We start from the raw sequence: 22,487 nt of genomic DNA on the forward strand, positions 1-22,487 counted from the left end.
GGTTTCGCCGGGTGCGGGCGGGTGTCGTCAGGACAGCAGCTTGGCCTTCAGGGCGGCGATATCGGCGGCGGTGAGGCCGAGACCGGTGCTCACGTAGTTGTCGAAGCTGCCGTAGGTCGTATTCACCTGGGCGAAGGCCGAATCGAGCTCGGCGGCGGTCACGCCGTTGTTGACGTCACCGGGTGCGGCGTCGCGGTAGTAGCTCGACAGCATGAAGTCGTAGTACACGGTGGCCTTGTCGACACCCAGCAGGGTGAGCAGCACCGCGCCCGCCCAGCCGGTGCGGTCCTTGCCCGCGGTGCAGTGGAACAGGACGCCGCCGTTGTTGTACGCGATGTCCTTGATCACGTCGGCGAAGCCCGCGTTCGCGCCCGGCGCGGTGATGAATTCCGGGTACGCGTTGGCCGCGTTCGACAGGGTGGCAGACCCCGAGGTCGGCGGGAGGCCGCCGAGGACGTCGTCGTGGTGTTCGGTGGCACCGGCGGGGATCTTGTCGGCACCGGAGAGCAGCTGCTCGTAGTTGGTGCGCAGATCGTGGACGGAGACCACGTTGTGGGCGGCCAGGGCGGCGACGTCGGTGGTGGTGGCCGCGTTCAGCGCGGCGGTGCGGAACACCAGGCCGGTGCGGACGGTGTGTCCGTCGGTGGTCTTGTATCCGCCGACGTCGCGGGCGTTGATCACGCCGGAGAGGTTGAGCGAGCGCGCGGTCGGGTCGAGTACGACGCTGGGGGTCGGCGTCGGCGGGTCGACCGCGAACGCCAGGCCCGGTGAGACCCCGAAGGTCAGGGCGGCGGCCAGAACGACGGTCGCGCCGATCGTGCGAGGTCGGATCATGGGTGTTCCCTTTCGGTTGAAGCCCCGGCATCCGCCGGGCCACAGAGCACTGTGGCACGACGGTCGAGCATTTGACTGACATGATGTCTAGCGAATAGATATACAGTCAGTGAACACCGCGTGGGGGTGGAACCGGACTATTCGCCTGGTGTTACCGTGCCCCGTGAACGCACGCCGGACCTCGCTACGCGAGGAACAGAAGAAGCAGACCCGGGCCCGGCTGGTCGAGGCGGCCCGGCAGCTGTTCGCCGAGCAGGGCTACGGCGCGGTCCGCATCGACGACATCGCGGCCGTCGTCGGCTGCAGCCGGGCGACCTTCTACCTGTACTTCAACGGCAAGGTCGACGTACTGCGGGAGATCGGTGCCGAGGCCACCTCGATGGGTGTGGCGCGCTCCTTCGAGAACCTCGAGCACGCGCTGCGCACCGATTCACGCACCGAATTCGTCGCCTGGGTACGGCAATCCATCGCCTGGTTCGAGGAGAACAAGGACCTGCTACCAGCCTGGGACGAGGCCGCGGTGCTGGAACCGGAGTTCCGTGCCGTCGCCCGCGAAGGGATCGCCGCGATGGCGACCGGCATGACCGGCTACCTGTCCCGCTGGCCCGCCGATCGTCGGGAAGAGGCCGCGCTGCGCGTGGAACTTCTTGTCGCGCAACTGGAACGGTTCTTCACCCGCTGGGCGTTGCACGGCACGATCGACGTCTCGGCCGAGCGGGCCGCCGAGGTCCTCGCCGACATCTGGTTCCCGGCGCTGCGGATTCCGGGGACGGAACCGGGCTGAGCGCCCGGTGCCACCCGCTCGTGCTCGGCGGGTGGCATTCGGGTTCAGCCCTGCTCGGCCTTGCGCTCGGCGATCTTGGCCAGCAGCCGGGCGTGCACCGGCTTCGGCACCAGCTCGGAGATGTCGCCACCGTAGGCGGCCACCTCCTTGACCAGGCTGCTGGAGACGAAGCTGTAGCGGGCATCGGTGGTGACGAAGAACGTGTCGACACCGCTGATGTGCCGGTTCATCTGCGCCATCTGCACTTCGTACCCGAAGTCGGTCGCGTCGCGCAGGCCCTTCACGATCGCCGAGAAGCCTTGCGCGCGAGTGAAGTCCACGACCAGGCCGGATCCCGCCGTCACCCGCACGTTCGGCAGGTCCGCGGTCACCTCGCGCAGCATCTCGATGCGCTCGTCGGCGGTGAACATGCCCTGCTTGCTCTGGTTGAACAGCACCGCGACGACGACCTCGTCGAATTGCGTCGCCGCCCGCCGGATGACGTCGAGATGTCCGTTGGTCACCGGATCGAAGGATCCGGGGCACACTGCTCCTGCCATGAGCGAAACGCTAACAGCCACCGGTGGCGGCGGTCAGAGCGGCCGGAGCGTGAGCGGCCGGGGCGCGGGTAGTTCGGCCGGACGGATGTGCCCCTGCGGGCGATGCCGGCCGGCGCGGGCCAGGGCGGCACGGATGCGGGCCGCGGCCGTGCCGTCGGCCAGTTCGTCCCAGGTCCAGCGGACCACCTGGAATCCGTGGCGGCGCAGGGCTTCCTCGCGGCTCTGCTCCCGGGCCAGGGCCTCGACCACGTCGCCGCCGGGATGGACGGCCCGCCCGTAGCGGAGATGGCCGTCGAAGACCCCGACCACTCCGGTGTCGCCGAACCAGAAGTCGACGCGGCCGAGCCGGCGCCGGTCGTGGGACTGGACATCGCCCTGCGAGCGGGGTTGCGGTATGCCGAGGCGGCGCAACATGACTCGGCTGCGCGAGTGACCGATGCCGGGGCTGCGCGGGTCCAGGAACGCCACTACCTGGCGGGCGGTGCCGATGCCCACCCGGCGGGCGGCGCGGTGCAGTTCGGCGGTGAGATCGGTTGCGGTGACCCCGTATTCGCGGGCGAGCGCGTCGCCGGCGACCACCGCGGCCTCGAACGGCACGGTCCGGGCCAAGTCGACCACGGTGCGTGCGGGCGTGGTGACCGCCAGGCCGGCGAGTTCGGCGACCGTGTCCACGGCGGCGACGTGTACGGCCAGGGTCGGGGTGATCCGGCCGCCGTGATTGCGATTGCGGGTCACGTGCACGCGGTCGAGCAGTGACAGCTCCACCGGCACCCGGTACAGCAGCGCCGCCGACTGATGGCTGACGATGCTGCCGGGCGCCAGGTTTCGCAGCGTGGCCAGCACGGTGCTGCGGTGGCGATCATGGGTGGCGGCGGCGGTCCGCGCGGCCGGATGGGTTCTGGTGGCCCGGCGGAGCCGCTGGCGGTAACCGCCGCTGCACACCCGGCGGATCTCCTCGTCGGCGCTGCGCGGGATCCCCTGACATTGCTGCATACGAACCTCGCTGTTCGGTCGGCGAAACGGATTCGTAGGGCTTCGACGCCGCAAGGGGGCGAACGGTTCCCGGCAACCGTGCGGTTCCGGCTAATACACCCAGCGGCGCAGCAGGACGAAGCGCACCGCGCCCACCAGCCCGGTCACCACGATCACCGTCCCGGCCTCGGCGGCGCTGCCCGGACTGCGCACGGTGTGGTTCAGCACGGCCAGCACGGTCGATGTGGCGATCAGCCCGGCCACGGCGATGCCGCCGCCCTCCAACTGTGCGGCCAGCCAGCCGACGCGATCGGCGGCACGGAAAGTCAAGCGGCGGTGCAGTTCGTTGGCGATGGCGGTGCTCACGAGCGCGCCGACGACATTGGCCACCTCGGAGCCCTCGCGGTAGCAGAGCAGGAACAACAGGAAGTAGCCGATATTGCTGAGGACGCCGACGATCGTGAAGCGCGCGAGTTGCTGCTGCCAGCGGTCACCCCGGACGAAGGCGCCGAATCGTGCGGAGCGGCTCGGCGCCACCGAGGGTGGCGCCGAGGGCGTACCGGGGCAGGCCGGCTCCAGGACACTCATCGTCAACAATCCGATCGAACTCGCGGGCCCGGACGGCTCGAGCCCGCGCCGGGGTACCGGCCGGTACTGAACGCTACCGAAGCGGAGGGAATTCCTCCCCTTGTTCGACTGTGTCTTAGGAAACAGCTCGGCCGACACACCGGGAACGGACTGGGCACCGGATCGTGACCAGGGGCACACTGGGCTGGGAGTGGAACCGGCGTCGCGCGGCGCACTTGCGCAACCGACGTCGCACCAGCGCAACAGCTCTGCACGAAAGTGGGGAAGGCACCATGTACCGCGTATTCGAGGCGCTCGACGAACTGGTGGCCATTGTCGAGGAGGCACGCGGCCTCCCGCCGACCCGCAATTGCCTGGTCCCGCGCGGCGACGTCCTCGAATTGCTCGACGACGTCCGCGAGGCCCTGCCCGGCGAACTCGACGACGCGCAGGACGTTCTCGACCACCGCGACAAGATCGTCAACGACGCCCGCACCTCCGCCGAGACCGCGGTGACCACCGCCACCGAGCAGGCGCGGCTGACCGTATCCAAGGCGCGCGAGGAGGCCGACCGCATCCTCGCCGACGCGAAGGCGCACGCCGACCGCATGGTGTCGGAGGCCCGCGCCCACGCCGACCGCACGGTGGCCGCCGCGCAGACCGAGGCCGAGCGGACCGTGGCCGAGGGCAAGGCCGAGTTCGAGGCGGTCACCGGCCGGGCCCGCACCGAGTCCGAGCGGATGATCCAGGCCGGGCAGGCGTCGTTCGACCGATCGGTCGCGGAGGGCAAGGCCGAGCAGCAGCGTCTGGTCGAGGCCACCGAGGTGGTCCGGGCGGCACACGCCGAGTCGGCGCGGGTCATCGACGCCGGGCAGGCCGAGGCCGACCGGTTGCGCGCCGAATGCGACCACTATGTCGACACCAAGCTGGCGGACTTCGAGGAGCTGATGAACTCGACGCTGCGGCAGGTCGGCCGGGGCCGGCAGCAGCTGCGCAGCGGCGCCGGCGCGGTCATGGACTATGCGGCGGAGTTCCGCCGGTAGCGGGATATCCGCAGCTCACACCGGCCGGACGGGTTCCGGGCCGCGGCGCCGATTGGGGAACCGGGCATGCCCCGGTGTAGGATTCCCTGGTTGTCCACGTCCCCTTCCGTAGATCGTGAGTGAGTTCTCGATGCCCGCCGAATCCGGTTCCGGTTCGCGTCGCCGTCACGGCGACGCGCCCTTCGTGCTGGATGTCCGCAGCCTCGGCCGCAAGCCGGGGTCGATGCGCGAGGAGCATCGGGTCGTCACCGCACCGGAACGGATCGGGCTGGACATGGTGGCCATTGCGGCGGGCGCCGAGGTCGAACTCGACCTGACGCTGCAGTCGGTTTCGGAGGGTGTGCTGGTCACCGGCACGCTCACCGCGCCGCTGGCCGGTGAATGCACCCGCTGCCTCGAGTCGTTCACCGACGAACTCGAGGTATCGATCACGGAGCTGTTCGCCTACCCGGACAGTGCCACCGAGCAGACCACCACCGAGGACGAGATCCACCGCCTGGTCGACGACGAGATCGACCTGGAACCGGTGATCGCGGACGTGGTGGGCCTGGAGCTGCCGCTGCAGCCGCTGTGCGAACCCGACTGTCCCGGGCTCTGCTCGGAATGTGGAGTGCGGATGGCGATTGCGGGTCCGGATCACAGTCATGAGATACTGGACCCTCGCTGGGCCAAGCTTGCGAAGTTCGCGGCTGAGGCTCCCGGAGACGGGGCCCCCGGCACCGGTGTCGACGACACCGATGAATCACACGTAGACCGATCGCTTGCCGCCCGGAACGGGTCGGCGAGTTCGACGACAGAGGAGAAGTAGTCGTGGCCGTTCCGAAGCGCCGGATGTCCCGTTCGAACACCCACTCGCGGCGCAGCCAGTGGAAGGCCACTGCGCCCGCCCTGATCACCTGCCCGAACCGCGCCTGCGGTCAGCCGACGCTGCCGCACATCGCGTGCCCGAGCTGCGGCACCTACAAGGGCCGCCAGGTCACCGCTGCCGTCTGACCCGGTCCGGGTAGGCGACAATGACAACAGGCAAGGACGGCTCGGCCTCACCCGCTGTGGGTGAGGCCGCCGATCATTCCAGCCTGACCGCCGCGCTCGGTGTCGAGGTGGAGCCGGAGCTGCTCCGGCTCGCGTTGACACATCGCTCCTTCGCGTACGAGAACGGCGGATTGCCGACCAACGAGCGCCTGGAGTTCCTGGGCGACTCGGTGCTCGGTCTGAGCATCACCGAGCGGCTGTACCTCGAGCACCCGGACAAGTCCGAGGGCGAGCTGGCGAAGCTGCGCGCGAGCGTGGTGAACATGCACGCGCTCGCCGAGGTCGCCCGCCTGCTGGGCGACGGCGGCCTGGGCCGCTACCTGCTGCTCGGCAAGGGCGAGGAACTCACCGGCGGCCGCGACAAGGCCAGCATCCTGGCCGACGGCATGGAGTCGCTGCTCGGCGCGGTTCACCTGCAGCACGGCATCGAGGTGGCGCGCAGCGTGGTGCTGCGGCTTTTCGCCGACCTGCTCGAGCGCGGTCCGCGCATGGGCGCCGGTCTGGACTGGAAGACCAGCCTGCAGGAGCTGACCGCCGAACGCGGACTCGGCGTGCCCAGTTACGAGATCACCTCCACCGGTCCCGACCACGACAAGGAATTCACCGCCACGGCCATGGTCGGCGGTCAGGGTTACGGTCAGGGCGTGGGGCGCTCCAAGAAGGAAGCCGAGCAGAAGGCCGCCGGCGCCGCCTGGCAGGCCCTGACGGCGGAAGCCTGAACTACTTCGCGCAGTACGTGTGTGGCCTCGGCTCTCTGCCGGGGCCACACTGCTGTCTCCGGACCACACTGCTGTCCGGTGTCGGCTGCCGCTGATCAGCTGATCGGTTCGCGAATTCCGTTGTCGCTCACGCTGGTTCTCCGTGCAGATGACGTGCGGTGCGCGACGTCGGGACGGCCGCCGGGTCGGGGGCGGTACCGAAGAGTCGATCGGCGGTGTTCGCCGTGGTGACCGTGAACCAGTAGTGCTCGTTCTTGTAGTGGTGGTGGCGATGGTTGCGCCAGATCGCCCGGTACATCGCGTGTTTCGGCTTGTAGTCGGTGTGGATGAGATAGTGGGTCCACTCGTAGACCAGTCCGACGACGGTGACGGTGAGCACGAAGGTCAGGCCCAGTGCGACGCGGGGGAAGACCAGCAGGGCGATCGCGGCGAGCACCGCGATGACCACCGCGAGCGAGCGGGTCGGGATGAAGATGAGCGGGATCGCGCGCGGGTCGACATGATGCTTGCGGTGTTCGCGGGCGAGTTCGCTGTCGAGGGTGAGCGGTCCGAGAGTGCGTGGGCGCCAGTGCAGGATCGTCACGTGGATCACCCACTCGTACATTGGGAACAGGCCGATGATCGCGACAGGAACGATCGCATCGGTGATCTGCCAGTCGCCCAGCAGGATTCGCGCGGTCAGGCTCACCATCAGGGTGACGCCGATCATCCAGGGGGACGGGTGCCGGGCGAATTCGCGGGCGGCCGCCCGCAGTGTGAGGCCGCGGCGCAGGGTGCGTTCGGTGTCGGACATGGTCATACCTCGTCGGTGGGTGTCGCCGCGTCGAGCGCGTCGAGCAGTGCGGTGGTGGCCGGGGTGAGGAGGGCGCGTGCCCGGTCGGCTGCCAGGTCGGGCGCGCCCGCGCCGATCGCGGCGGCCAGATGTCGGTAGGCGCCGATATTGCCCACCTCGGCGGACATGACCGGAGCCAGTGCGGGGAGCGCGGGCTCGTAGGCCGCGCGCAGCATGGAATACATCAGCCGGAAAGCGATCGAGTCGGCGAGATCGAGGACGTGGTCCCAGTACTCGAGTGCGATGAGCTGTTGTGCCAGCGGATCGGTGGATTCCGCCAGGCGATCGGTCGTCTCGTCCAGTTCGCGAAGGACGGTGACGACCTGGGCATGACGGGGGTGTGCGCGGACGCGCGCAGCGGCCAGTTCGGCGATCTTGGGTCCGTTGTGCAGCCGGGCCTCCAGCACGCTGCGTGCCACGGCCGGATCGATGGTCCGGCCGCGTAGCAGCAGTCGGGGGAGCACCTCGAGCCCGGCGCTGCGCCGGTAGTCGAGGACGGTCGTGGTGCCGCCCTGGCGGACGGAGACGAGTCCGGCTGCCGACAGTCGTTGCAGTGCTTCGCGGACGGCCGGCCGCGAAACGCCCAAGGCCTCGGCGAGCTGTCGTTCGCTGGGTAGCGAGCTGCCGACCGCCAGTTCTCCGCTGAGTACCTCGTCGGCGATCTGTTCGAACACATCGCCGGCGACGGAGCGTTTCACCACAGGTGTCCATGCCATACGACCACTCTGCGCCCTTGTGGTCCGGTGGTCAAGTGGTCAGACCAGTCGCGGTTCAGTGTGTGTCGCCGTCTCCCGGAAACCCCTGGACGAAGGCTTGTGCCGCGGGTGAGGCGTTGAAGCCGCTCCACGCCAGGCACTGGACACGAGTCGGTCCATCGGTGACGGGGATCGCGTGCAGGCCGTTCCCGTCGGGGACCAGGCCCGGGGCGAGCAGGGCGACCCCGAGACCCTGTGCGACGAGGCCCAGGATCAGGTCCGTGCTCATCGCCTCGAACGCGACGTCGCGGCGGACGCCGGCGGCTTGAAAGGCGAGATCGGACTGGGCGCGTCCCGGCGTCCGGTCGGGGAAGTCGACGAAGGTCTCGTCGGCCAGTTCCGCCAAGCGCACTCGTCGTCGGCCGGCGAGCGGGTGGCCGGCGGCCACGACTGCGACGAGGCGTTCTCGAGCCAGCACCTGCATGGTCACTCCGCGATGTGACTGCTCGGCGGGCAGCCCGAGCACGGCCACGTCCATGGCGCCGCCCTCGATGGCGGCGATGAACTCGTCACTGGCGCCGGTGCGGACGTTGATCCGTACCTCGGGATGCGTCCGATGGAATCGTGCGAGTGTGGCCGGGACGTCGATCGCGGTGACGGTGGGGATCAATCCGATGGTCAGCGTGCCGCGGATCTTCCCCGATGCCGCGGCGGCATCGGCGATCGCACGATCGGCGGCGTCCAGGCTGGCCCGGGCGGACGCCAGAAACGCCTCGCCGGCGGCGGTCGGTTCGACGCGACGGCTGGTGCGGGCGAACAGCTCCACCCCGAGCTCGCGTTCCAGTGCCTTGATCTGATGGCTGAGTGCGGACTGTACGACATGGCACCGCTCCGCCGCCCGAGTGAAGTTCCGCTCCTGCGCCACCGCAAGGACGTACCGCATCTGCTGAAGCTCCATTAATCAATGATTGCAGTGCATTGATCACATGACAACAATGCGTTGGACTCATCCTGCACGGCTCGGGAGCATAAACCTGTGAGCACAACGACCAGCCCCACCCCGATCCTGCAGCGCCCCGCGACCGGCCGTGCCGCCCGGATCTGGCTGACTGCCATCGCCCCTGCGGCCTGGGGCACGACCTACATCGTCACCACGCATCTGCTGCCCGCCGGGCACCCCCTGTTCGCCGCGCTGATGCGCACCCTGCCGGCCGGAGTGATCGGCCTGCTGATCGCCCGCCGCCTACCGCACGGCTCGTGGTGGTGGAAGAGCCTGGTGCTCGGCACGCTGAACATGGGCGTGTTCTTCCCACTGCTCTTCCTCGCCGCCCAGCGACTGCCCGGCGGTGTCGCCGCGACCCTGGGAGCCGCGCAGCCCCTGGTAGTCGCGTTCCTGGCCGTCGCCGTCCTGCACGAACGCCTGTCCCGGTGGCGGATCCTCTGGGGGACAGTCGGAATAGTCGGCGTCGGGCTCGTCGTCATCGGGCCCGCCGCGGCTCTGGACCCCCTCGGGATCCTCGCCGGCCTCGCCGGAGCCGTTTCGATGGGTACCGGGGTCGTGCTCACCAAGAAGTGGGGCCGCCCCGACGGAGTCTCGGCTGTCGGCCTCGCCGGATGGCAGCTGACCGCCGCCGGCCTCGTCCTGCTGGTCCCCGCCCTCGCCATCGACGGCATACCCCCGGGCATCGACGTCCCGGCGATCGGTGGCTACCTGTGGCTCGGCCTGATCGGCGCGCTGCTGACCTACACGCTCTGGTTCTCCGGCATCCGTCAGCTCCCCGTGACCGCGACTGCGCTCCTCGGCCTGCTCTCCCCCCTCGTCGCCGCGGTCCTCGGCGCGGCCGTCGCCGGAGAAGGCCTCACTGCCGTCCAACTGACCGGCTTCGCCCTCGCACTGACCGCGATGGTCGCCGGCCAGCTCGCCCCATCCGAGAAGAAGGAAGCACCGACCTCATGAGAATCGCCGTCCTCGGTGCGACCGGCACGGCCGGAAGCGCGATCGTCTCCGAAGCCCTCGACCGCGGTCACCACCTCACGGCGCTCGCACGCCGCCCGGCACCGGCCCGGCCCGGTGTCCGGCTGACCGTGCGCGCGGTCGACGCCGCCGACCCCGCCGCACTGGGCCCCGCGCTCGCGGACGTGGACGCCGCGGTCCTGACCATCCGGCTCGCCCCCGGCGACGAATCGCGCCTCGCACCGCTCACCCGCACCTTCCTCGACGTCGCGCAGCGGCACGGCACCCGGGTGCTCGTCGTCGGCGGCGCTGCGCCTCTCCGCTCCCCGGATCGCCCCGGCCGGCTACTGATCGACGACCCCGTCCGCGTGCCCGCGGCCTGGCGTGAGGTCGCTCGGGCCAGCCTCGCCCAGTTCCACGCCTGCCACGAGCACTCCTACGGCGACTGGGTGTATCTCAGCCCGCCCGCGATCCTCGAACCAGGGGACCGCAGCGGCCGGTACCGGCGTGGAACGGACACCCTGCTCGTCGACGACGACGGCACCTCGCGGATCACCGCACCCGATCTCGCGATCGCTGTCGTCGACGAACTCGAAATGCCCGGCCCCGACCGCCATTTCACGATCGCCGCGGCCGTCTGACATCGTGCGTTCGGCTGTAGCGCTGACCGCCTCGGCCGGTCAAATGGGGCGCTGGCAGCGGGGGCAGTAGTAGGACGAGCGGTTCATGAACTTCTCCCGGCGGATCGCGGCGCCGCAGCGGCCGCACGGTTCCTCTTCGCGCCCATAGGCATTCAGCGAGCGGGAGAAGTAGCCGGAGTTGCCGTTGACGTTCACGTACAGCGAGTCGAACGAGGTGCCGCCGGCGGCGAGCGCCTCCGCCATCACCTCGCCGGCCGCGTCGACCAGCTTGCGGGCGGCCGCGGCACTCAGTTCGCCGGCCGCGCGGCTCGGGTGAATCTTCGCGCGCCACAGTGATTCGTCGGCGTAGATGTTGCCGATGCCGGACAGGCCGGCGGTCTGGTCGAGTAGGACCCGTTTGATCTCACTGCGCTTCGAACGTAGCCGCGCCGCAGCGGCTTTCGGGTCGAAGGCGGGGTCGAACGGGTCACGGGCGATGTGCGCCACCGACTCCGGGACGACGGTGCCGTCCACCTCGACCATCGGGTCGAGCCACCAGCCGCCGAAGGTGCGCTGGTCCACGAAGGACAGCTGGGTGCCGCCCAGCTCCGCGACGATGTGGGCGTGCTTGTCGCGGGGTGTATCGGAGGGGCGGATCAGCATCTGGCCGCTCATACCCAGATGCACCATGAGCGCGTCGTCCTGATCGGCGAAGGTCAGCCAGAGGAACTTGCCGCGGCGGTGCGCGCCGGCGACCCGGCTCCCGGTGAGCCGCGCGACCAGATCCGGGGCTCCGGCCAGGTGCCGGCGAACCGAGCGGGGATGGTTCACGTCGACGGACAGCAGGGTGCGGCCGACGACATGGTCTGCCAGACCGCGCCGCACCACCTCGACCTCGGGCAGCTCGGGCATGCCGTCGAGCTTAGTCGGGCGGGTTCGCGAGCCCGCCGGTCAGGGGGTGGATCCGGCGGCCGGTGCGCGGAACCCCGCCGGGGTATATCGGGCAAATCCGGCGTCGGTTCCCGATGACGGGAAGGCTCGGGCGAGTTACCGTGAGGTGTAGTTCGATCTCGCAGGCTCGGCGGGGGAGCTCGGTTGGGCTGCCGGCACCTACGACTGCGGACCCGTCGTCGAGGAGACCCGATGCGCAAGCTGACCTATTACGTATCCGCGACGATCGATGGCTTCATCGCCACCGAGGCGGGCGACGTCGACTTCTTCCCGATCGGCTCCGACCATCGGGACGCGACGAACCGGCAGTACCCCGAGACGCTCCCCACGAAGGTGCGCGAGGCGCTCGGCATCGACCGCAGTCCCGGCACCACCTTCGACACCGTGCTGATGGGCCGCAAGACCCACGATTTCGCCGTGCGCACCGGCACGGCCAGCCCGTTCGAGCATCTGCGGCAGTTCGTGGTGTCGACCACGCTGCCGGAGCCGCCCGCGCCGAATGTCGAACTGATCGCCGCAGATCCGCTGCGCCGGGTGCGAGAGCTCAAGCGCGAGAAGGGACTCGGGATCTGGTTGTGCGGCGGTGGTGAGCTGGCGCAGGTGCTGCTGCCGGAGATCGACCAGATCATGCTCAAGCTGCACCCGATCGTGCTGGGGGCGGGCCGGCGGATGTTCGGCGCGGGACCCGCACTGCCCGCGCCGAATCGGTTCCGGGTGCTGAGCAGCCGGGTGTTCGAGGACGGGGTGGCCTTCGTCAAGTACAGCCGGATCCGGTAGATGACCCGGGAGCCGGTGGTCTCGCTGCGCGAGATCGCGTTCTGGATGGAACGTGATCGCGCACAAACCCATCGGGTGCAGGCCTATCGCCGCGCGGCCGACGTCGTCGCGGAGTTGCCCGACGACGAGTACGCCACGATGGTGGAAACCGGCCGCTGGCAGGAGCTTTCGGGGATCGGGCCGAAGACTGCCGCTGCCATCGCGCAGGCCGCCGCGGGGCAGGTACCGGTCAAACTGGCCGAATTGCGTAGTGCGGCACGGCCGATCGAGCCCGAGGGGACACCGATCCGGACGCTGCTGCGCGGTGATCTGCACACCCACTCGAATTGGTCGGACGGCGGCAGCCCGATCGAGGAGATGATGCGTACCGCCGCCGCGCTCGGGCACGAATACTGTGCGCTCACCGACCATTCCCCGCGGCTGAAGGTGGCCAACGGGCTGTCGGCGGACCGGTTGCGCCGCGAGCTCGACGAGGTGCGGCGGCTGAACGACCGGTTCGAGCGGGAGGGGGTGACGATGCGGATCCTGACCGGGATCGAGGTCGACATCCTCGACGACGGCGGCCTGGACCAGCAGGCCGACCTGCTCGCCGAGCTCGACGTCGTCGTCGCGAGTGTGCACTCCGATCTGCGGGCCGACGCCGAGACGATGACCCGCCGCATGGTGTACGCGGTGGCGAATCCGGCCGTGGACATCCTCGGGCACTGCACCGGCCGGCTGGTGGAGGGGGCGCGCGGCACCCGGCCGGAATCGCAGTTCGACGCCGAGGTGGTGTTCGAGGCGTGCCGGCAGTACGGCACCGCGGTCGAGATCAACAGCCGGCCCGAGCGTCGCGATCCGCCCGGCCGGTTGCTGCGGCAGGCGATCGAGATCGGGTGTTGGTTCAGTATCGACACCGACGCGCACGCGCCCGGCCAGCTCGACTGGCTGAGCTACGGCTGCGCGCGGGCGGTGGCCAATGGCGTTCCACCGGAACGGATCATCAATACCCTGCCGCTATCGGGCCTGCTGGACTTCACGCGTAACTGATTGGGTCATTTGCCAGTTTCCGCGACCGCGCGTGCCCATACTGTGTTGCACATCACAACAGAGCGGTGGGCGATGGTGACCGGGACGGCCCGGTGGGAGTCCGGACCGCTCGGGTATCGAGGTTATCGTGATCGATTCGGCCCCCGCTCCCGCTCCGCTGCAATGGATCTGGCGTCGCTCGCTGGCGCACTATCCGAATGCCGGTCCCCGGTACACCTATCTGGCGATCACAGTGCTCGCCACGATCATGTTGTACTACGAGCTCTACGTCCAAGGTGCGGTAGCCACCAAGATCATCTACGGATTCGGTTTCAGTTTCACCCAATTCGTGCTGATGATCGCGGCCTCGAACCTGGTCGGCGCCTTCGGATCACTCGCCGCCGGGCTGGCGGACCGTTGGGGCAGAGCGAATCTCGTGGCCGGCGGCCTGTTCGTCACCGCGGCCTTGGTGCTCTTCGGGCTGCCTAACGCGCCGGACAAGCAGAGCTACGTCGTCATGCTCTGCGCACTCGGGATCGTCGAAGGCATCATGCTGGTGGCCACACCCGCCCTGATTCGCGACTTCTCGCCGCAGCTGGGCCGCGCGTCCGCGATGGCCTTCTGGGCGATGGGGCCGGTGCTCGGCAGCCTCGTGGTCACCGAGATCTCCAGTCACACCCTGGACGCACACCCGCGCTGGCAGTTCCAGTTCACCGTCTGCGGGATCGCGGGATTCGTGGTCGCGGTCATCGCCTTCTTCGGATTACGGGAACTCTCACCGCAATTGCGCGATCAGCTGATGGTCAGCGTGCGCGACCGAGAACTGATCGAGGCGCGGGCGGCGGGCATCGACCCCGAGGACGCGTTGCGGCACCAGTGGCGGCAGCTGCTGAAGGCCGATGTGATCGGTCCGGCGCTCGGGATCTCGCTGTTCCTGTTCTTCTACTACATCGCGGTCGCCTTCTTCGTCGTCTACTTCGAGACGGTGTTCGGCTTCTCCGAGGCGCGGGCGAACGCACTCGCCAACTGGTATTGGGGCGCCAACGCGCTCGCGCTGCTGATCGCCGGGCCGGTCTCGGACCGGATTCGGGTCCGCAAGCCGTTCATGGTGCTGGGCGTGGTGATCAATGTCTGTGCCACAGCCGTTTTCGCCGCGATGGCGACCCACTCCGGGACCACGTACTACCAGCTCGCCACCGTCATGGCGCTCAGCGCGATCGGGCTCGGGGTCGGGTACGCGGCGTGGATGGCCGGATTCACCGAGACCGTCGAACGCCGCAATCCCGCCGCTACCGCAACGGGATTGGCGATCTTCGGCTGGATCGTGCGGATCGTGGTGACGGTGTCCCTCGCGTCGTTCACGCTGGTCGTGACCGGGGTGTCGACGCTGGTGGACGACGGGCCGCGGGTTCAGGCGATCGCGGCCGCGCATCCGGCGCAGCTCGCGACCCTGCAGGCCGTCGACCCGGCCACACTGGCCGCACTGCAACAGTCGCCGACCGATCGCGCGGCGGGCGCGGCCGCGGTCGGCCAGTTGATCAAGGCCGGTCTGGCCGCCGACCCGGCCGCGGCGGTGGCGCGGCTGACCCAGTTGCAGACCGACCCCGTCCCGCCGGCCGATCTGGCCTACCTGAAGGAGCACGCCGGACCGGTCCAGCAGGCCCAGCACGACAATCCGCGGCAGTGGCAGCGGTGGTGGTGGGTGTGCGTGGTGGCCCAATTGATGTTCCTGCCCACGATTTTCCTTGTGAAGGGACGGTGGAGCCCCAAGCTCGCGGCGGCGGATACGGCGGCGCACGAAGCGGAGGTCGCGGCGGGGATCGCCGCACTGCACGCGGAGGCGGCCGCGGACGATGCGGGTGCGGCATCACCCGATACGGACGACGAGGCCGGTGCGGCTGAACAATCCGGTGCGGACGACGAGGCCGATGCGGACGACGAGGCCGGTGCGGTCGAGGAATCCGGTGTGGACGATGAGGCCGGTGCGGACGACGAGGCCGATGCGGTCGAGGAATCCGGTGCGGCCGAGGTGGTCGATGTCGCTGCGGAACCCGTTGCGGCCGAGGTGGTCGGCGCCGCTGTGGAGCTCGGCGCGGCAGAAGATGCCGGAGCGGCAAGCGAATCCGGTGCGGTCGAGGGAGCAGGGGAGTCCGGCGGGGCGGGCTGAGCCGAAGGACAGCCGGTGCGGCGGGACTCTGTGCCCGCCGCACCGGCGTGCTCGATCCGGTGGAGGTGCACGACGGCGCGCGGCGCGCGCTGAAGTGATCAGATGATGGACACCGCCACGATCAGGCCGATCGAGAGGTGCGCCGCGGCGACGATCGAGGACTGCAGTTCGTGGTGGTGCGCCTTCAGCAGGTTGCCGATGTTCAGGCCCAGGGCGCGTTCCAGCAGGCGCATCGCCACCACCTGGGCGACGATCCCGACCAGGCCGTAGACGGCGGTCGAGATCAGGCCTTCGGTGAGGCGGCCCGAGGACGCCCAGATCGCCACCACCACGATCAGCGCCATGCTGGTCACGCCCGCCGCGGCGATGATCACGGCATTCGGGTTACCGGTGGCGATCATCTTGCGCAGCGGCCCCGGGGTGCTCGAATCGATCGCTTGGAAGCCGATCAGGATCAGTGCCAGGCCCAGCGCCGCGTACGCCAGGATGGCGCCGACGCCGTGGCCGAGGTTGCTCCAGTAGCCGGGGGTGAGAGCGAGTGTGGTCGTGGTCATCGATGGCCTTCGTAGGTGTGCGGACCGCTATTCGGTCGGGATCCGGTGGGGGACGAACGTAGAGGAATCATCGGTGATCAAGCCGGGAGTTTCCCGGATGCCCATGCCCGCGGCGCTGTCGCCCACCATCCAGGCGCCCACCACCGGGTGCATGCCGTCGAACGCGGGCAGCGGGTCGAAGAGCTGGTAGACATAGCCTTCCGCGCCGTACACGCCACCGGTCGCGGTCTCGTGGCCCGCGTTCACGATGGTCATATTGGCACCCTCGCGGCCCAGTTTGGGTTTGCGGATGTAGTCGGTGAGCTCGTGTGGGTCGTCGACATAGGCGGGCAGCAGGTTCGGGTGCCCGGGGTACATCTCCCAGAGCACCGCGAGCAGGGCCTTGTTGGACAGCAGCGTCTTCCACAGCGGTTCGATCCATGTGGTCTTGGGCAGCGACCCGGCCACCTGCTTGCCGAAGTCGTCCTCCAGCACCCATTCCCACGGGTACAGCTTGAAGATCGAGTGGACCGTCGCGTCGGCGAGATCCACGAAACGGTGCAGTTCGGTGTCCCAGCCGATCTCCTCGATCGGCAGCGCCACGGTGTTCCAGCCGGCCTCGGCGGCCGTCTCCTGCATGTACGCGGTAGTCACGTTGTCCTCACCCGAGGAGTCCGCGCCCGACCAGGTGAAGTGCAGATCGCTGGAGGCCAACGTGGTGCGCATCTCGGTCCAGCGGTCGACCAGCTTCTCGTGCAACGAGTTCCACTGGTCGTCGTCGGGGTACACGTCGGTCAGCCAGTGCCACTGCACGATTGCCGCTTCCAGCAGCGAGGTCGGCGTATCGGCGTTGTACTCCAGCAGTTTCGCCGGGCCGCGGCCGTCGTAGCGGAGATCGAAGCGGCCGTAGATGTAGGGATCGCCGCGGTGCCAGGACTCCTTGATCGGACCCCAACTCCATTCCGGCAGACCGAATTCGGCGAACCGCTCGGTGAGCACGATATGTTCGCAGGCGTCCAGGCACATCGAGTGCAGCACCTCGACCTGCGCTTCCAGGCCGAGGATCTCGTCCATCTCGAACTCGTAGTGCACCGATTCGTCCCAGTACGGGCGGGCCCGGCCGTCGACTTCCGCTCCGGGCGAGCCGTACACCAGGCCTTGCTCGATGATGATGCGCTGCCAGTTGTTCCGAACGCCGCCGCGAACGCGTTTCACTACGAACCACCCGATTTTCCGCCGGACTTGCTGCCCAGGCCACCACGAACCACGCTGCCACTGCTGGTCTTCGCCGTACCGTGGCTGGGCGCGCTGAAACTCCCACCGCGCGGATGGGAGCCGATCGTATTGTGCCCGCCGTAGTAGTACCGGTACTGATGGCCCTGGTAGATGAAGATGCCCGGCGAATGGTAGTACGGCGTGCCCGGTCCGGCGAACTGCTGGGCGGTGTCGCACTGGCTGTCGTCGACCACGGTCTCGACGCTGGGGTCCCCGGGCGGGACCGCGCCGGTGGGCGTGGGCGCGTCGGTGGGGACGTCGGTGGCCGGCGCGGCGGTGGGGGCGGGGCCCGCGCTCGGGTTGGGGGCATCGGTCGCGCCGGGCGCCGCGGTCGGGGCAGGGGTGTCGCCCGGGCCGGGTGGCGCGATCGGGGCGGCCGTGGTCGGCGGGGCCGCCGAAGGCGCGGGGGCACCGAACTCGGTCGACGAACTCGACACGCAGTACGCGGTGACGTCCTGCGCGGCGGCCGCGTCGTACACCAGATAGCCGGCGCCCACGATGGCCGCGGCGCCGCCGATCGCGGCGCCGCCCATGAGGATCCGCTTGCGCTTGAGTTGTTTGGCGGCCGCGGCCGCTTCGGCCGCCCGCGCCGCGTCCGCCTCGCGCTTGCGCGCCTGATCACGGGCACGCGATTCGGCGAGGGTGGGCGGCTTCTTCTGGGTGCTGCCCGGCTTCTGCACGGTGACCCGGCCGCGCGGTCGCGCGGTACCGCCCGGCGGGGTGCCCCGCTTGGGCGGCTCCGCCGCGGCGCCCGGCTCGGGGGCGTCCTGCGGGATCGCGCTCTCGCCGAAACCGGCGGGGTGCTCGTCGTAGAGCGCGGCGAACGGATCGGGTTGCGCCGGATCGGAACCGGGTGTGCCCGGCGGGAACGGCGGTAGCGGACCACGGTGCCCGGCGAACGGATGCGAAATACGGCCCTCATCACCGGAATTCGCGTCGTCGCGATCCTTTCCGGGTTCCTCCGTTACCACCCCGCCGACTCCTACTTCCGAGATTACCGTTCGTCGAATCCGACCAGTCCGCCCTGCGCGGGCCCCCAGTCTTGCACAACCAGTGTCACCCGGCCGGGCGTGTCACCGGAGCGCAACAGGGCGAGCAGCTGTTCACATCGATCCCGCGGTCCCTCGGCGACGACGTGCACCCGGCGGTCGGCGGTGTTGCGGGCGTACCCGGTGAGCCCGAGTTCCAGTGCGCGCGAACGAGTCCACCAGCGGAACCCGACACCCTGCACATGCCCGTGCACCCACGCGACGAGCCGGACGCTGCCGGTGTCGCTCACTGCACCGAGAACGACAACGTCACCTTGGTCCCGGCCTTGAGCGTGCGGCCCACGGTGCAGGCGCGGTCGATGGCCCGCTGCGCGGTGACCAGCAGTCGTTCGCGGGCTGCCTCGTCCAGCTCGGACAGGTCCAGTTCCAGGGTCTCGGTGAGTTCGGGGTACACCTCGTTCTCACGGTCGGCCGCGCCGGACACGTGGACGGTGGCGTCGTAGGTGTCACCGAGGCGGCGGGCCAGGGTCGCATCGGAGGCCATCCCGGTGCAGGCGGCGAGGGCGATCTTCAGCAGCTCGCCGGGGGTGAACACGCCGGGGACGTCCTCCGAGCCGACCAGGACCTCGGCGCCACGCGAGCTGTGCCCGGTGTAGCGGCGGGTTCCGGTGCGCTCGACCCACAGCTTGGTCTGCCCGGTGGTGGATGCGATCTGTTCAGCCATGTCCCGATCCAACCATCGGCCGGTTCCGGACATTCCGCGACCCTGCGTCTCACTCCTTGAACCGGTACCCCATGCCCGCCTCGGTGAGCAGGTGCTTCGGGTTCGACGGGTCGACCTCGAGCTTGCGCCGGAGCTGGGCCAGATAGACCCGCAGATAGTGGGTCTCCGTCGCGTAGGCCGGCCCCCACACCTCGCGCAGCAGTTCCTTGCGGCCGACGAGCTTGCCCTTGTTGCGGACCAGCATCTCCAGCACACCCCACTCGGTGGGGGTCAGGTGCACGGCCGCGCCGTCGCGGGTCACGGTCTTGGTGGTGAGGTCGACGGTGAAGCTGTCGGTCTCGATCACCGCCTCACCGGTCGCGGTGATCACACTGCCGCGCCGGACCGCGGCGCGCAGCCGGGCCAGCAGCTCGTCCATGCCGAACGGTTTGGTGACGTAGTCGTCGGCGCCGGCGTCCAGCGCCTCCACCTTGTCGCCGGAGTCGGTGCGGGCCGACAACACGATCACCGGGATCCGGCTCCAGCCGCGGATCCCGGCCAGCACGTCGATGCCGTCCATGTCCGGCAGGCCCAGATCCAGCACCACCACCTCGGGATGCTTGTCGGCCACCGCCTTGAGCGCCGCGGCACCGGTGGCGGCCGTGAGCACCTCGTAGCCGCGGACCGACAGATTGATCCGCAGCGCCCGCAGGATCTGTGGTTCGTCGTCGACGACGAGGACCTTCGTCGCCGGTGCCTCTGCGGTCACAAGTCCTCCGATTCATTGGTCGCGGGCAGGTCCACCACCATGGTGAGCCCCCCGCCGGGGGTCGGTTCGGCGTGCACGGTGCCGCCCATGGCCTCCACGAAACCGCGGACCACGGACAGTCCCAGCCCCACACCGGTCGAATTGTCGCGGTCGCCGAGCCGCTGGAACGGCTCGAAGACCTGTTCCTCCTGCCCGGCCGGTACGCCGGGGCCGTGATCGATGACCGCCAGCGACACCCGGGCGCCGGTGGTTTCGGCGGTGACCCGGATGGGTGTGTCGGCGGGGGAGTAGCGGACCGCGTTCTCCAGCAGATTGGCAAGCACCCGCTCGAGCAGGCCGGGGTCGGCGTACACCGAGCCGGCCCGCACGTCGAGTTCGATTCGTTCCACCGCGGCGCGGCGCAGATTTCGGGCCCCGATACCGACGATCGCCCGGTTGATGATCTCCTCCGGATATACCTGCCGCAGTTGGGGTTTCACCACGCCGACGGCCAATCGGGAAGAGTCCAGCAGATTTCCGACCAGGCCGGTCAGCGCGTCCACCGATTCCTCGATGGTTTCCAGCAATTCGGCGGTATCGGCGGCGGAGAACTCGACGTCGTCGCTGCGCAAGCTGGACACCGCCGCCTTCGCCGCGGCCAGCGGGGTACGCAGATCGTGACTGACCGCCGACAGCAGCGCGCGGCGCAGGCGGTCCGCCTCGAGCAGCCCGGCGGCGGCCTGCGCCTCGGCCGCCAGCGCGCGCTGGTTCTCCAGGCTCGCCGCCTGGCTGGCCAGCGCGCGCAGCACCGCACGGTCCCCCGCGGTGAGATTCGGGCCGGACAGCAGCAGCTGGTACCGGTCGTCGCCGGCCTCCACGACATTGTCGGCGTCGGCCGGTCGCAGCGGCGGATCCTCGCCGACCGAGGCCAGCGCCTCGCCGTCCTCGAACAGGGTGACCGCCCGCTGCCGGAAGGTCTCGCGCGCCCGCTCGAGCAGCGCCGCCAGGTCGGCGCCGGAGAGCACCGCACCGGCGAACACGGTCAGCAACTCGGCCTGACGGGACGCGCGCCGGGCCTCGCGCCGGCGTCCCGCGGATACGTCCACGAGCGCGGCCACCGCCACCGCCACCATGGCCATCACCACGATGGTCAAGAAGTTGTTGGGTTCGTCGATGGTGAGGCTGTAGCGCGGGGAGACGAAGAACCAGTTGAGCAGCAGGCCACCGAGCACCGCCGACAGCGTGGCGGGCGCGACGCCGCCCAACAGGGCGACCGCGATCACCCCGATGAAATAGAGCGCGCTCAGGCCGGAGATGTCCAGGTAGCTGTCGAGCCAGAAGTAGCAGACCACCGTCACCAGGATCGGCACCACGAATGCGCTCAGCCAGGCAGTGAGCCGCCGTTCGCGCGGAGTCACCGCCGACCACCGGAACCCGCGCTGGGAATGCTCATGGGTCACCATGTGCACGTCGATCTTGCCCGAGGCCTGGACCGTCGCCGACCCGATGCCCTCGTCGAGCATCCGCGCCCACCGCGAGCGCCGCGAGGTGCCCAGCACCAGCTGGGTCGCGTCGATCTGACGGGCGAAGTCGAGCAGTGCGGTCGGCACGTCCTCGCCGGTGACGGTGTGCAGGCTCGCGCCCAGGCCGGCGGCCAGCTCGCGCAACCGGTTCATCCGTTCGGCCGACAGGCCCGCCAGACCGTCGCCGCGGACCACGTGCACCACGGTCAACTCGGCACTGGCCTTGGTCGCGATGCGGCTGGCTCGGCGCAGGATCGTCTCCGACTCGGGCCCACCGGTGACCGCCACCACGACTCGTTCCCGCGCCTCCCAGGGGGTGGTGATCCGATGGTCCGCGCGATATTTCGCCAACGCGGCATCGACCTGGTCGGCCACCCACAGCAGCGCCAATTCGCGCAGGGCCGTGAGATTTCCGGGGCGGAAGTAATTGCGCAGCGCCGCATCCACCTTCTCGGCGGCGTAGACGTTGCCGTGCGAGAGGCGGCGGCGCAGCGCCTCGGGCGTGATATCGACCAGTTCCACCTGATCGGCGCCGCGCACCACCGAGTCGGGCACGGTCTCGCGCTGGACCACCCCGGTGATCTCCTCGACCACGTCGTTGAGGCTCTCCAGGTGCTGGATGTTGACCGTGGAGATCACGTCGATCCCCGCGTCGAGCAGTTCGTGGACGTCCTGCCAGCGCTTCTCGTGCTTCGAACCCGGCACGTTGGTGTGCGCGAGTTCGTCGACCAGGACCACAGACGGGTGCCGGCGCAGCACGGCCTCCACGTCGAGTTCGGGCAGGGTGGTGTCGCGGTACACCATCTCCTTCATCGGAACCTGCTCGATCCCGGCCAGCAGTTCGGCGGTCTTCGTCCGGCCGTGGGTCTCCACGACCGCGGCCACCACGTCCCCGCCGCGTTCCAGCCGGCGATGCGCCTCGCCGAGCATGGCGTACGTCTTGCCCACCCCCGGCGCGGCACCGAGATAGATGCGTAGTCTCCCGCGCTTCACCGGTCCATCATGGCGCGTGGCGACACCGTCTCTCCTGTCACTGGCTATTTTCCCGAGCTGTTCACTGTCTCCGCAGTCAGGGGTATGGATCGCGTCGTTGACGATTTCTTGACGGAGAACGCGGGCCTTCTTGATGTGGCTTGCGCAACACACGCTGAATGTCCGTAAACGTGCCGTAAGGGACGTGCACTCTCATGCTGACAACCCGTCAAGGATATCGAGTTCGACC

25 protein-coding genes are annotated in these 22,487 nt (G+C 69.4%); 10 read left to right on the plus strand and 15 right to left on the minus strand.

Annotated features, from left to right (window positions below):
- Window positions 1–27: 27 nt before the first annotated feature.
- Window positions 28–834 (minus strand): tyrosine-protein phosphatase, encoded by an 807-nt coding sequence (locus EBN03_RS04575; protein ID WP_122186502.1) that lies wholly within the window; start codon window positions 832–834, stop codon window positions 28–30.
- Between the two features lie 163 nt (window positions 835–997).
- On the opposite strand from EBN03_RS04575, the gene EBN03_RS04580 reads away from it, so the two are divergent.
- The gene (locus EBN03_RS04580; protein WP_233608116.1) at window positions 998–1,618 is read left to right on the plus strand and encodes a TetR/AcrR family transcriptional regulator; all 621 of its coding nucleotides are present in this window, start codon (window positions 998–1,000) and stop codon (window positions 1,616–1,618) included.
- 44 nt (window positions 1,619–1,662) lie between these two features.
- Here EBN03_RS04580 and coaD read toward each other — a convergent pair whose 3' ends face one another.
- The 3 genes from coaD to EBN03_RS04595 form a co-directional block, all read right to left on the minus strand.
- Window positions 1,663–2,157: a pantetheine-phosphate adenylyltransferase gene (gene coaD, locus EBN03_RS04585; protein WP_122186503.1), complete on the minus strand. Its 495-nt coding sequence runs from the start codon at window positions 2,155–2,157 to the stop codon at window positions 1,663–1,665.
- A gap of 33 nt (window positions 2,158–2,190) precedes the next feature.
- Window positions 2,191–3,150 (minus strand): hypothetical protein, encoded by a 960-nt coding sequence (locus EBN03_RS04590; RefSeq protein ID WP_122186504.1) that lies wholly within the window; start codon window positions 3,148–3,150, stop codon window positions 2,191–2,193.
- 90 nt (window positions 3,151–3,240) lie between these two features.
- On the minus strand, window positions 3,241–3,717 hold the full coding sequence (locus tag EBN03_RS04595; RefSeq protein ID WP_122186505.1) for a GtrA family protein: 477 nt from the start codon (window positions 3,715–3,717) through the stop codon (window positions 3,241–3,243).
- A 272-nt stretch (window positions 3,718–3,989) separates the two neighbouring features.
- On the opposite strand from EBN03_RS04595, the gene EBN03_RS04600 reads away from it, so the two are divergent.
- The 4 genes from EBN03_RS04600 to rnc all read left to right on the plus strand — a co-directional run bounded on the left by EBN03_RS04600 (window position 3,990) and on the right by rnc (window position 6,490).
- The gene (locus EBN03_RS04600) at window positions 3,990–4,739 is read left to right on the plus strand and encodes a DivIVA domain-containing protein (RefSeq protein WP_122186506.1); all 750 of its coding nucleotides are present in this window, start codon (window positions 3,990–3,992) and stop codon (window positions 4,737–4,739) included.
- A 130-nt stretch (window positions 4,740–4,869) separates the two neighbouring features.
- Entirely contained in the window at window positions 4,870–5,547 is a 678-nt protein-coding gene (locus EBN03_RS04605) for a YceD family protein (protein WP_199742620.1), read from the plus strand.
- A gap of 2 nt (window positions 5,548–5,549) precedes the next feature.
- The gene (gene rpmF, locus EBN03_RS04610; RefSeq protein ID WP_122186507.1) at window positions 5,550–5,732 is read left to right on the plus strand and encodes a 50S ribosomal protein L32; all 183 of its coding nucleotides are present in this window, start codon (window positions 5,550–5,552) and stop codon (window positions 5,730–5,732) included.
- A 20-nt stretch (window positions 5,733–5,752) separates the two neighbouring features.
- On the plus strand, window positions 5,753–6,490 hold the full coding sequence (gene rnc, locus EBN03_RS04615; protein WP_122186508.1) for a ribonuclease III: 738 nt from the start codon (window positions 5,753–5,755) through the stop codon (window positions 6,488–6,490).
- 127 nt (window positions 6,491–6,617) lie between these two features.
- Here rnc and EBN03_RS04620 read toward each other — a convergent pair whose 3' ends face one another.
- From EBN03_RS04620 to EBN03_RS04630, 3 genes are read right to left on the minus strand one after another with little or no spacing between them, the layout of a single operon-like run.
- Window positions 6,618–7,283 (minus strand): sterol desaturase family protein, encoded by a 666-nt coding sequence (locus EBN03_RS04620; RefSeq protein ID WP_407671077.1) that lies wholly within the window; start codon window positions 7,281–7,283, stop codon window positions 6,618–6,620.
- 2 nt (window positions 7,284–7,285) lie between these two features.
- Window positions 7,286–8,038 (minus strand): FadR/GntR family transcriptional regulator, encoded by a 753-nt coding sequence (locus EBN03_RS04625; RefSeq protein ID WP_122186510.1) that lies wholly within the window; start codon window positions 8,036–8,038, stop codon window positions 7,286–7,288.
- A 55-nt stretch (window positions 8,039–8,093) separates the two neighbouring features.
- A complete protein-coding gene (locus tag EBN03_RS04630; protein WP_122186511.1) occupies window positions 8,094–8,975 on the minus strand; it encodes a LysR family transcriptional regulator in 882 nt (293 codons plus the stop codon).
- A 78-nt stretch (window positions 8,976–9,053) separates the two neighbouring features.
- Here EBN03_RS04630 and EBN03_RS04635 point away from each other — a divergent pair, with 78 nt between their 5' ends.
- Both EBN03_RS04635 and EBN03_RS04640 read left to right on the plus strand, forming a co-directional pair.
- A complete protein-coding gene (locus EBN03_RS04635) occupies window positions 9,054–9,974 on the plus strand; it encodes an EamA family transporter (protein ID WP_122186512.1) in 921 nt (306 codons plus the stop codon).
- Window positions 9,971–10,612 carry an NAD(P)-dependent oxidoreductase gene (locus EBN03_RS04640; RefSeq protein WP_122186513.1) on the plus strand — a complete coding sequence of 214 codons (642 nt, stop codon included), beginning with the start codon at window positions 9,971–9,973 and terminating at the stop codon, window positions 10,610–10,612. Before EBN03_RS04635 ends, EBN03_RS04640 begins: the two co-directional genes overlap by 4 nt.
- A gap of 39 nt (window positions 10,613–10,651) precedes the next feature.
- Here the strand turns inward: EBN03_RS04640 and mutM are convergent, their stop codons facing one another.
- Window positions 10,652–11,503 (minus strand): bifunctional DNA-formamidopyrimidine glycosylase/DNA-(apurinic or apyrimidinic site) lyase, encoded by an 852-nt coding sequence (mutM, locus tag EBN03_RS04645; RefSeq protein WP_122186514.1) that lies wholly within the window; start codon window positions 11,501–11,503, stop codon window positions 10,652–10,654.
- Window positions 11,504–11,734: 231 nt separating this feature from the next.
- Between mutM and EBN03_RS04650 the strand changes: the two genes are divergently transcribed.
- The 3 genes from EBN03_RS04650 to EBN03_RS04660 all read left to right on the plus strand — a co-directional run bounded on the left by EBN03_RS04650 (window position 11,735) and on the right by EBN03_RS04660 (window position 15,494).
- A complete protein-coding gene (locus tag EBN03_RS04650) occupies window positions 11,735–12,319 on the plus strand; it encodes a dihydrofolate reductase family protein (protein WP_122186515.1) in 585 nt (194 codons plus the stop codon).
- Window positions 12,320–13,348 (plus strand): PHP domain-containing protein, encoded by a 1,029-nt coding sequence (locus EBN03_RS04655; protein WP_122186516.1) that lies wholly within the window; start codon window positions 12,320–12,322, stop codon window positions 13,346–13,348.
- A gap of 127 nt (window positions 13,349–13,475) precedes the next feature.
- Window positions 13,476–15,494 (plus strand): MFS transporter, encoded by a 2,019-nt coding sequence (locus EBN03_RS04660; protein WP_233608117.1) that lies wholly within the window; start codon window positions 13,476–13,478, stop codon window positions 15,492–15,494.
- Between the two features lie 98 nt (window positions 15,495–15,592).
- Here the strand turns inward: EBN03_RS04660 and EBN03_RS04665 are convergent, their stop codons facing one another.
- Genes EBN03_RS04665 through EBN03_RS04695 form a run of 7 tightly spaced genes read right to left on the minus strand, consistent with a single transcriptional unit; the run spans window position 15,593 to window position 22,258 of the window.
- A complete protein-coding gene (locus EBN03_RS04665) occupies window positions 15,593–16,048 on the minus strand; it encodes a DUF350 domain-containing protein (RefSeq protein WP_122186517.1) in 456 nt (151 codons plus the stop codon).
- A gap of 27 nt (window positions 16,049–16,075) precedes the next feature.
- Window positions 16,076–17,242, minus strand: coding sequence for a glutathionylspermidine synthase family protein (locus tag EBN03_RS04670; protein ID WP_122186518.1), 1,167 nt, complete (start codon window positions 17,240–17,242; stop codon window positions 16,076–16,078).
- Window positions 17,242–18,273, minus strand: coding sequence for a hypothetical protein (locus EBN03_RS04675; protein ID WP_122186519.1), 1,032 nt, complete (start codon window positions 18,271–18,273; stop codon window positions 17,242–17,244). The genes EBN03_RS04670 and EBN03_RS04675 overlap by 1 nt, the downstream gene beginning before the upstream one ends.
- Window positions 18,274–18,296: 23 nt before the next feature.
- Complete coding sequence (locus tag EBN03_RS04680) at window positions 18,297–18,581, minus strand: acylphosphatase (RefSeq protein ID WP_122186520.1); 285 nt, start codon at window positions 18,579–18,581, stop codon at window positions 18,297–18,299.
- Window positions 18,578–19,015, minus strand: a complete 438-nt coding sequence (locus EBN03_RS04685) for an OsmC family protein (RefSeq protein WP_122186824.1) — start codon at window positions 19,013–19,015, stop codon at window positions 18,578–18,580. Before EBN03_RS04685 ends, EBN03_RS04680 begins: the two co-directional genes overlap by 4 nt.
- A 49-nt stretch (window positions 19,016–19,064) precedes the next feature.
- A complete protein-coding gene (locus tag EBN03_RS04690; protein ID WP_122186521.1) occupies window positions 19,065–19,763 on the minus strand; it encodes a response regulator in 699 nt (232 codons plus the stop codon).
- A complete protein-coding gene (locus EBN03_RS04695) occupies window positions 19,760–22,258 on the minus strand; it encodes a sensor histidine kinase (protein ID WP_122186522.1) in 2,499 nt (832 codons plus the stop codon). Before EBN03_RS04695 ends, EBN03_RS04690 begins: the two co-directional genes overlap by 4 nt.
- Window positions 22,259–22,487: the final 229 nt, after the last annotated feature.

It is taken from the genome of Nocardia stercoris, from assembly GCF_003696265.1.
Taxonomy (GTDB): Bacteria; Actinomycetota; Actinomycetes; order Mycobacteriales; family Mycobacteriaceae; genus Nocardia; species Nocardia stercoris.

Coding starts and splice junctions, on each gene's coding strand:
- EBN03_RS04590 (WP_122186504.1), bottom strand. CDS start 3,150: ATGCAGCAATGTCAGGGGATCCCGCGCAGCGCCGACGAGGAGATCCGC.
- EBN03_RS04655 (WP_122186516.1), top strand. CDS start 12,320: ATGACCCGGGAGCCGGTGGTCTCGCTGCGCGAGATCGCGTTCTGGATG.
- EBN03_RS04640 (WP_122186513.1), top strand. CDS start 9,971: ATGAGAATCGCCGTCCTCGGTGCGACCGGCACGGCCGGAAGCGCGATC.
- rnc (WP_122186508.1), top strand. CDS start 5,753: ATGACAACAGGCAAGGACGGCTCGGCCTCACCCGCTGTGGGTGAGGCC.
- EBN03_RS04595 (WP_122186505.1), bottom strand. CDS start 3,717: ATGAGTGTCCTGGAGCCGGCCTGCCCCGGTACGCCCTCGGCGCCACCC.
- coaD (WP_122186503.1), bottom strand. CDS start 2,157: ATGGCAGGAGCAGTGTGCCCCGGATCCTTCGATCCGGTGACCAACGGA.
- EBN03_RS04625 (WP_122186510.1), bottom strand. CDS start 8,038: ATGGCATGGACACCTGTGGTGAAACGCTCCGTCGCCGGCGATGTGTTC.
- EBN03_RS04685 (WP_122186824.1), bottom strand. CDS start 19,015: ATGGCTGAACAGATCGCATCCACCACCGGGCAGACCAAGCTGTGGGTC.
- EBN03_RS04575 (WP_122186502.1), bottom strand. CDS start 834: ATGATCCGACCTCGCACGATCGGCGCGACCGTCGTTCTGGCCGCCGCC.
- EBN03_RS04600 (WP_122186506.1), top strand. CDS start 3,990: ATGTACCGCGTATTCGAGGCGCTCGACGAACTGGTGGCCATTGTCGAG.
- EBN03_RS04650 (WP_122186515.1), top strand. CDS start 11,735: ATGCGCAAGCTGACCTATTACGTATCCGCGACGATCGATGGCTTCATC.
- mutM (WP_122186514.1), bottom strand. CDS start 11,503: ATGCCCGAGCTGCCCGAGGTCGAGGTGGTGCGGCGCGGTCTGGCAGAC.
- EBN03_RS04620 (WP_407671077.1), bottom strand. CDS start 7,283: ATGTCCGACACCGAACGCACCCTGCGCCGCGGCCTCACACTGCGGGCG.
- EBN03_RS04665 (WP_122186517.1), bottom strand. CDS start 16,048: ATGACCACGACCACACTCGCTCTCACCCCCGGCTACTGGAGCAACCTC.
- EBN03_RS04630 (WP_122186511.1), bottom strand. CDS start 8,975: ATGGAGCTTCAGCAGATGCGGTACGTCCTTGCGGTGGCGCAGGAGCGG.
- EBN03_RS04605 (WP_199742620.1), top strand. CDS start 4,870: ATGCCCGCCGAATCCGGTTCCGGTTCGCGTCGCCGTCACGGCGACGCG.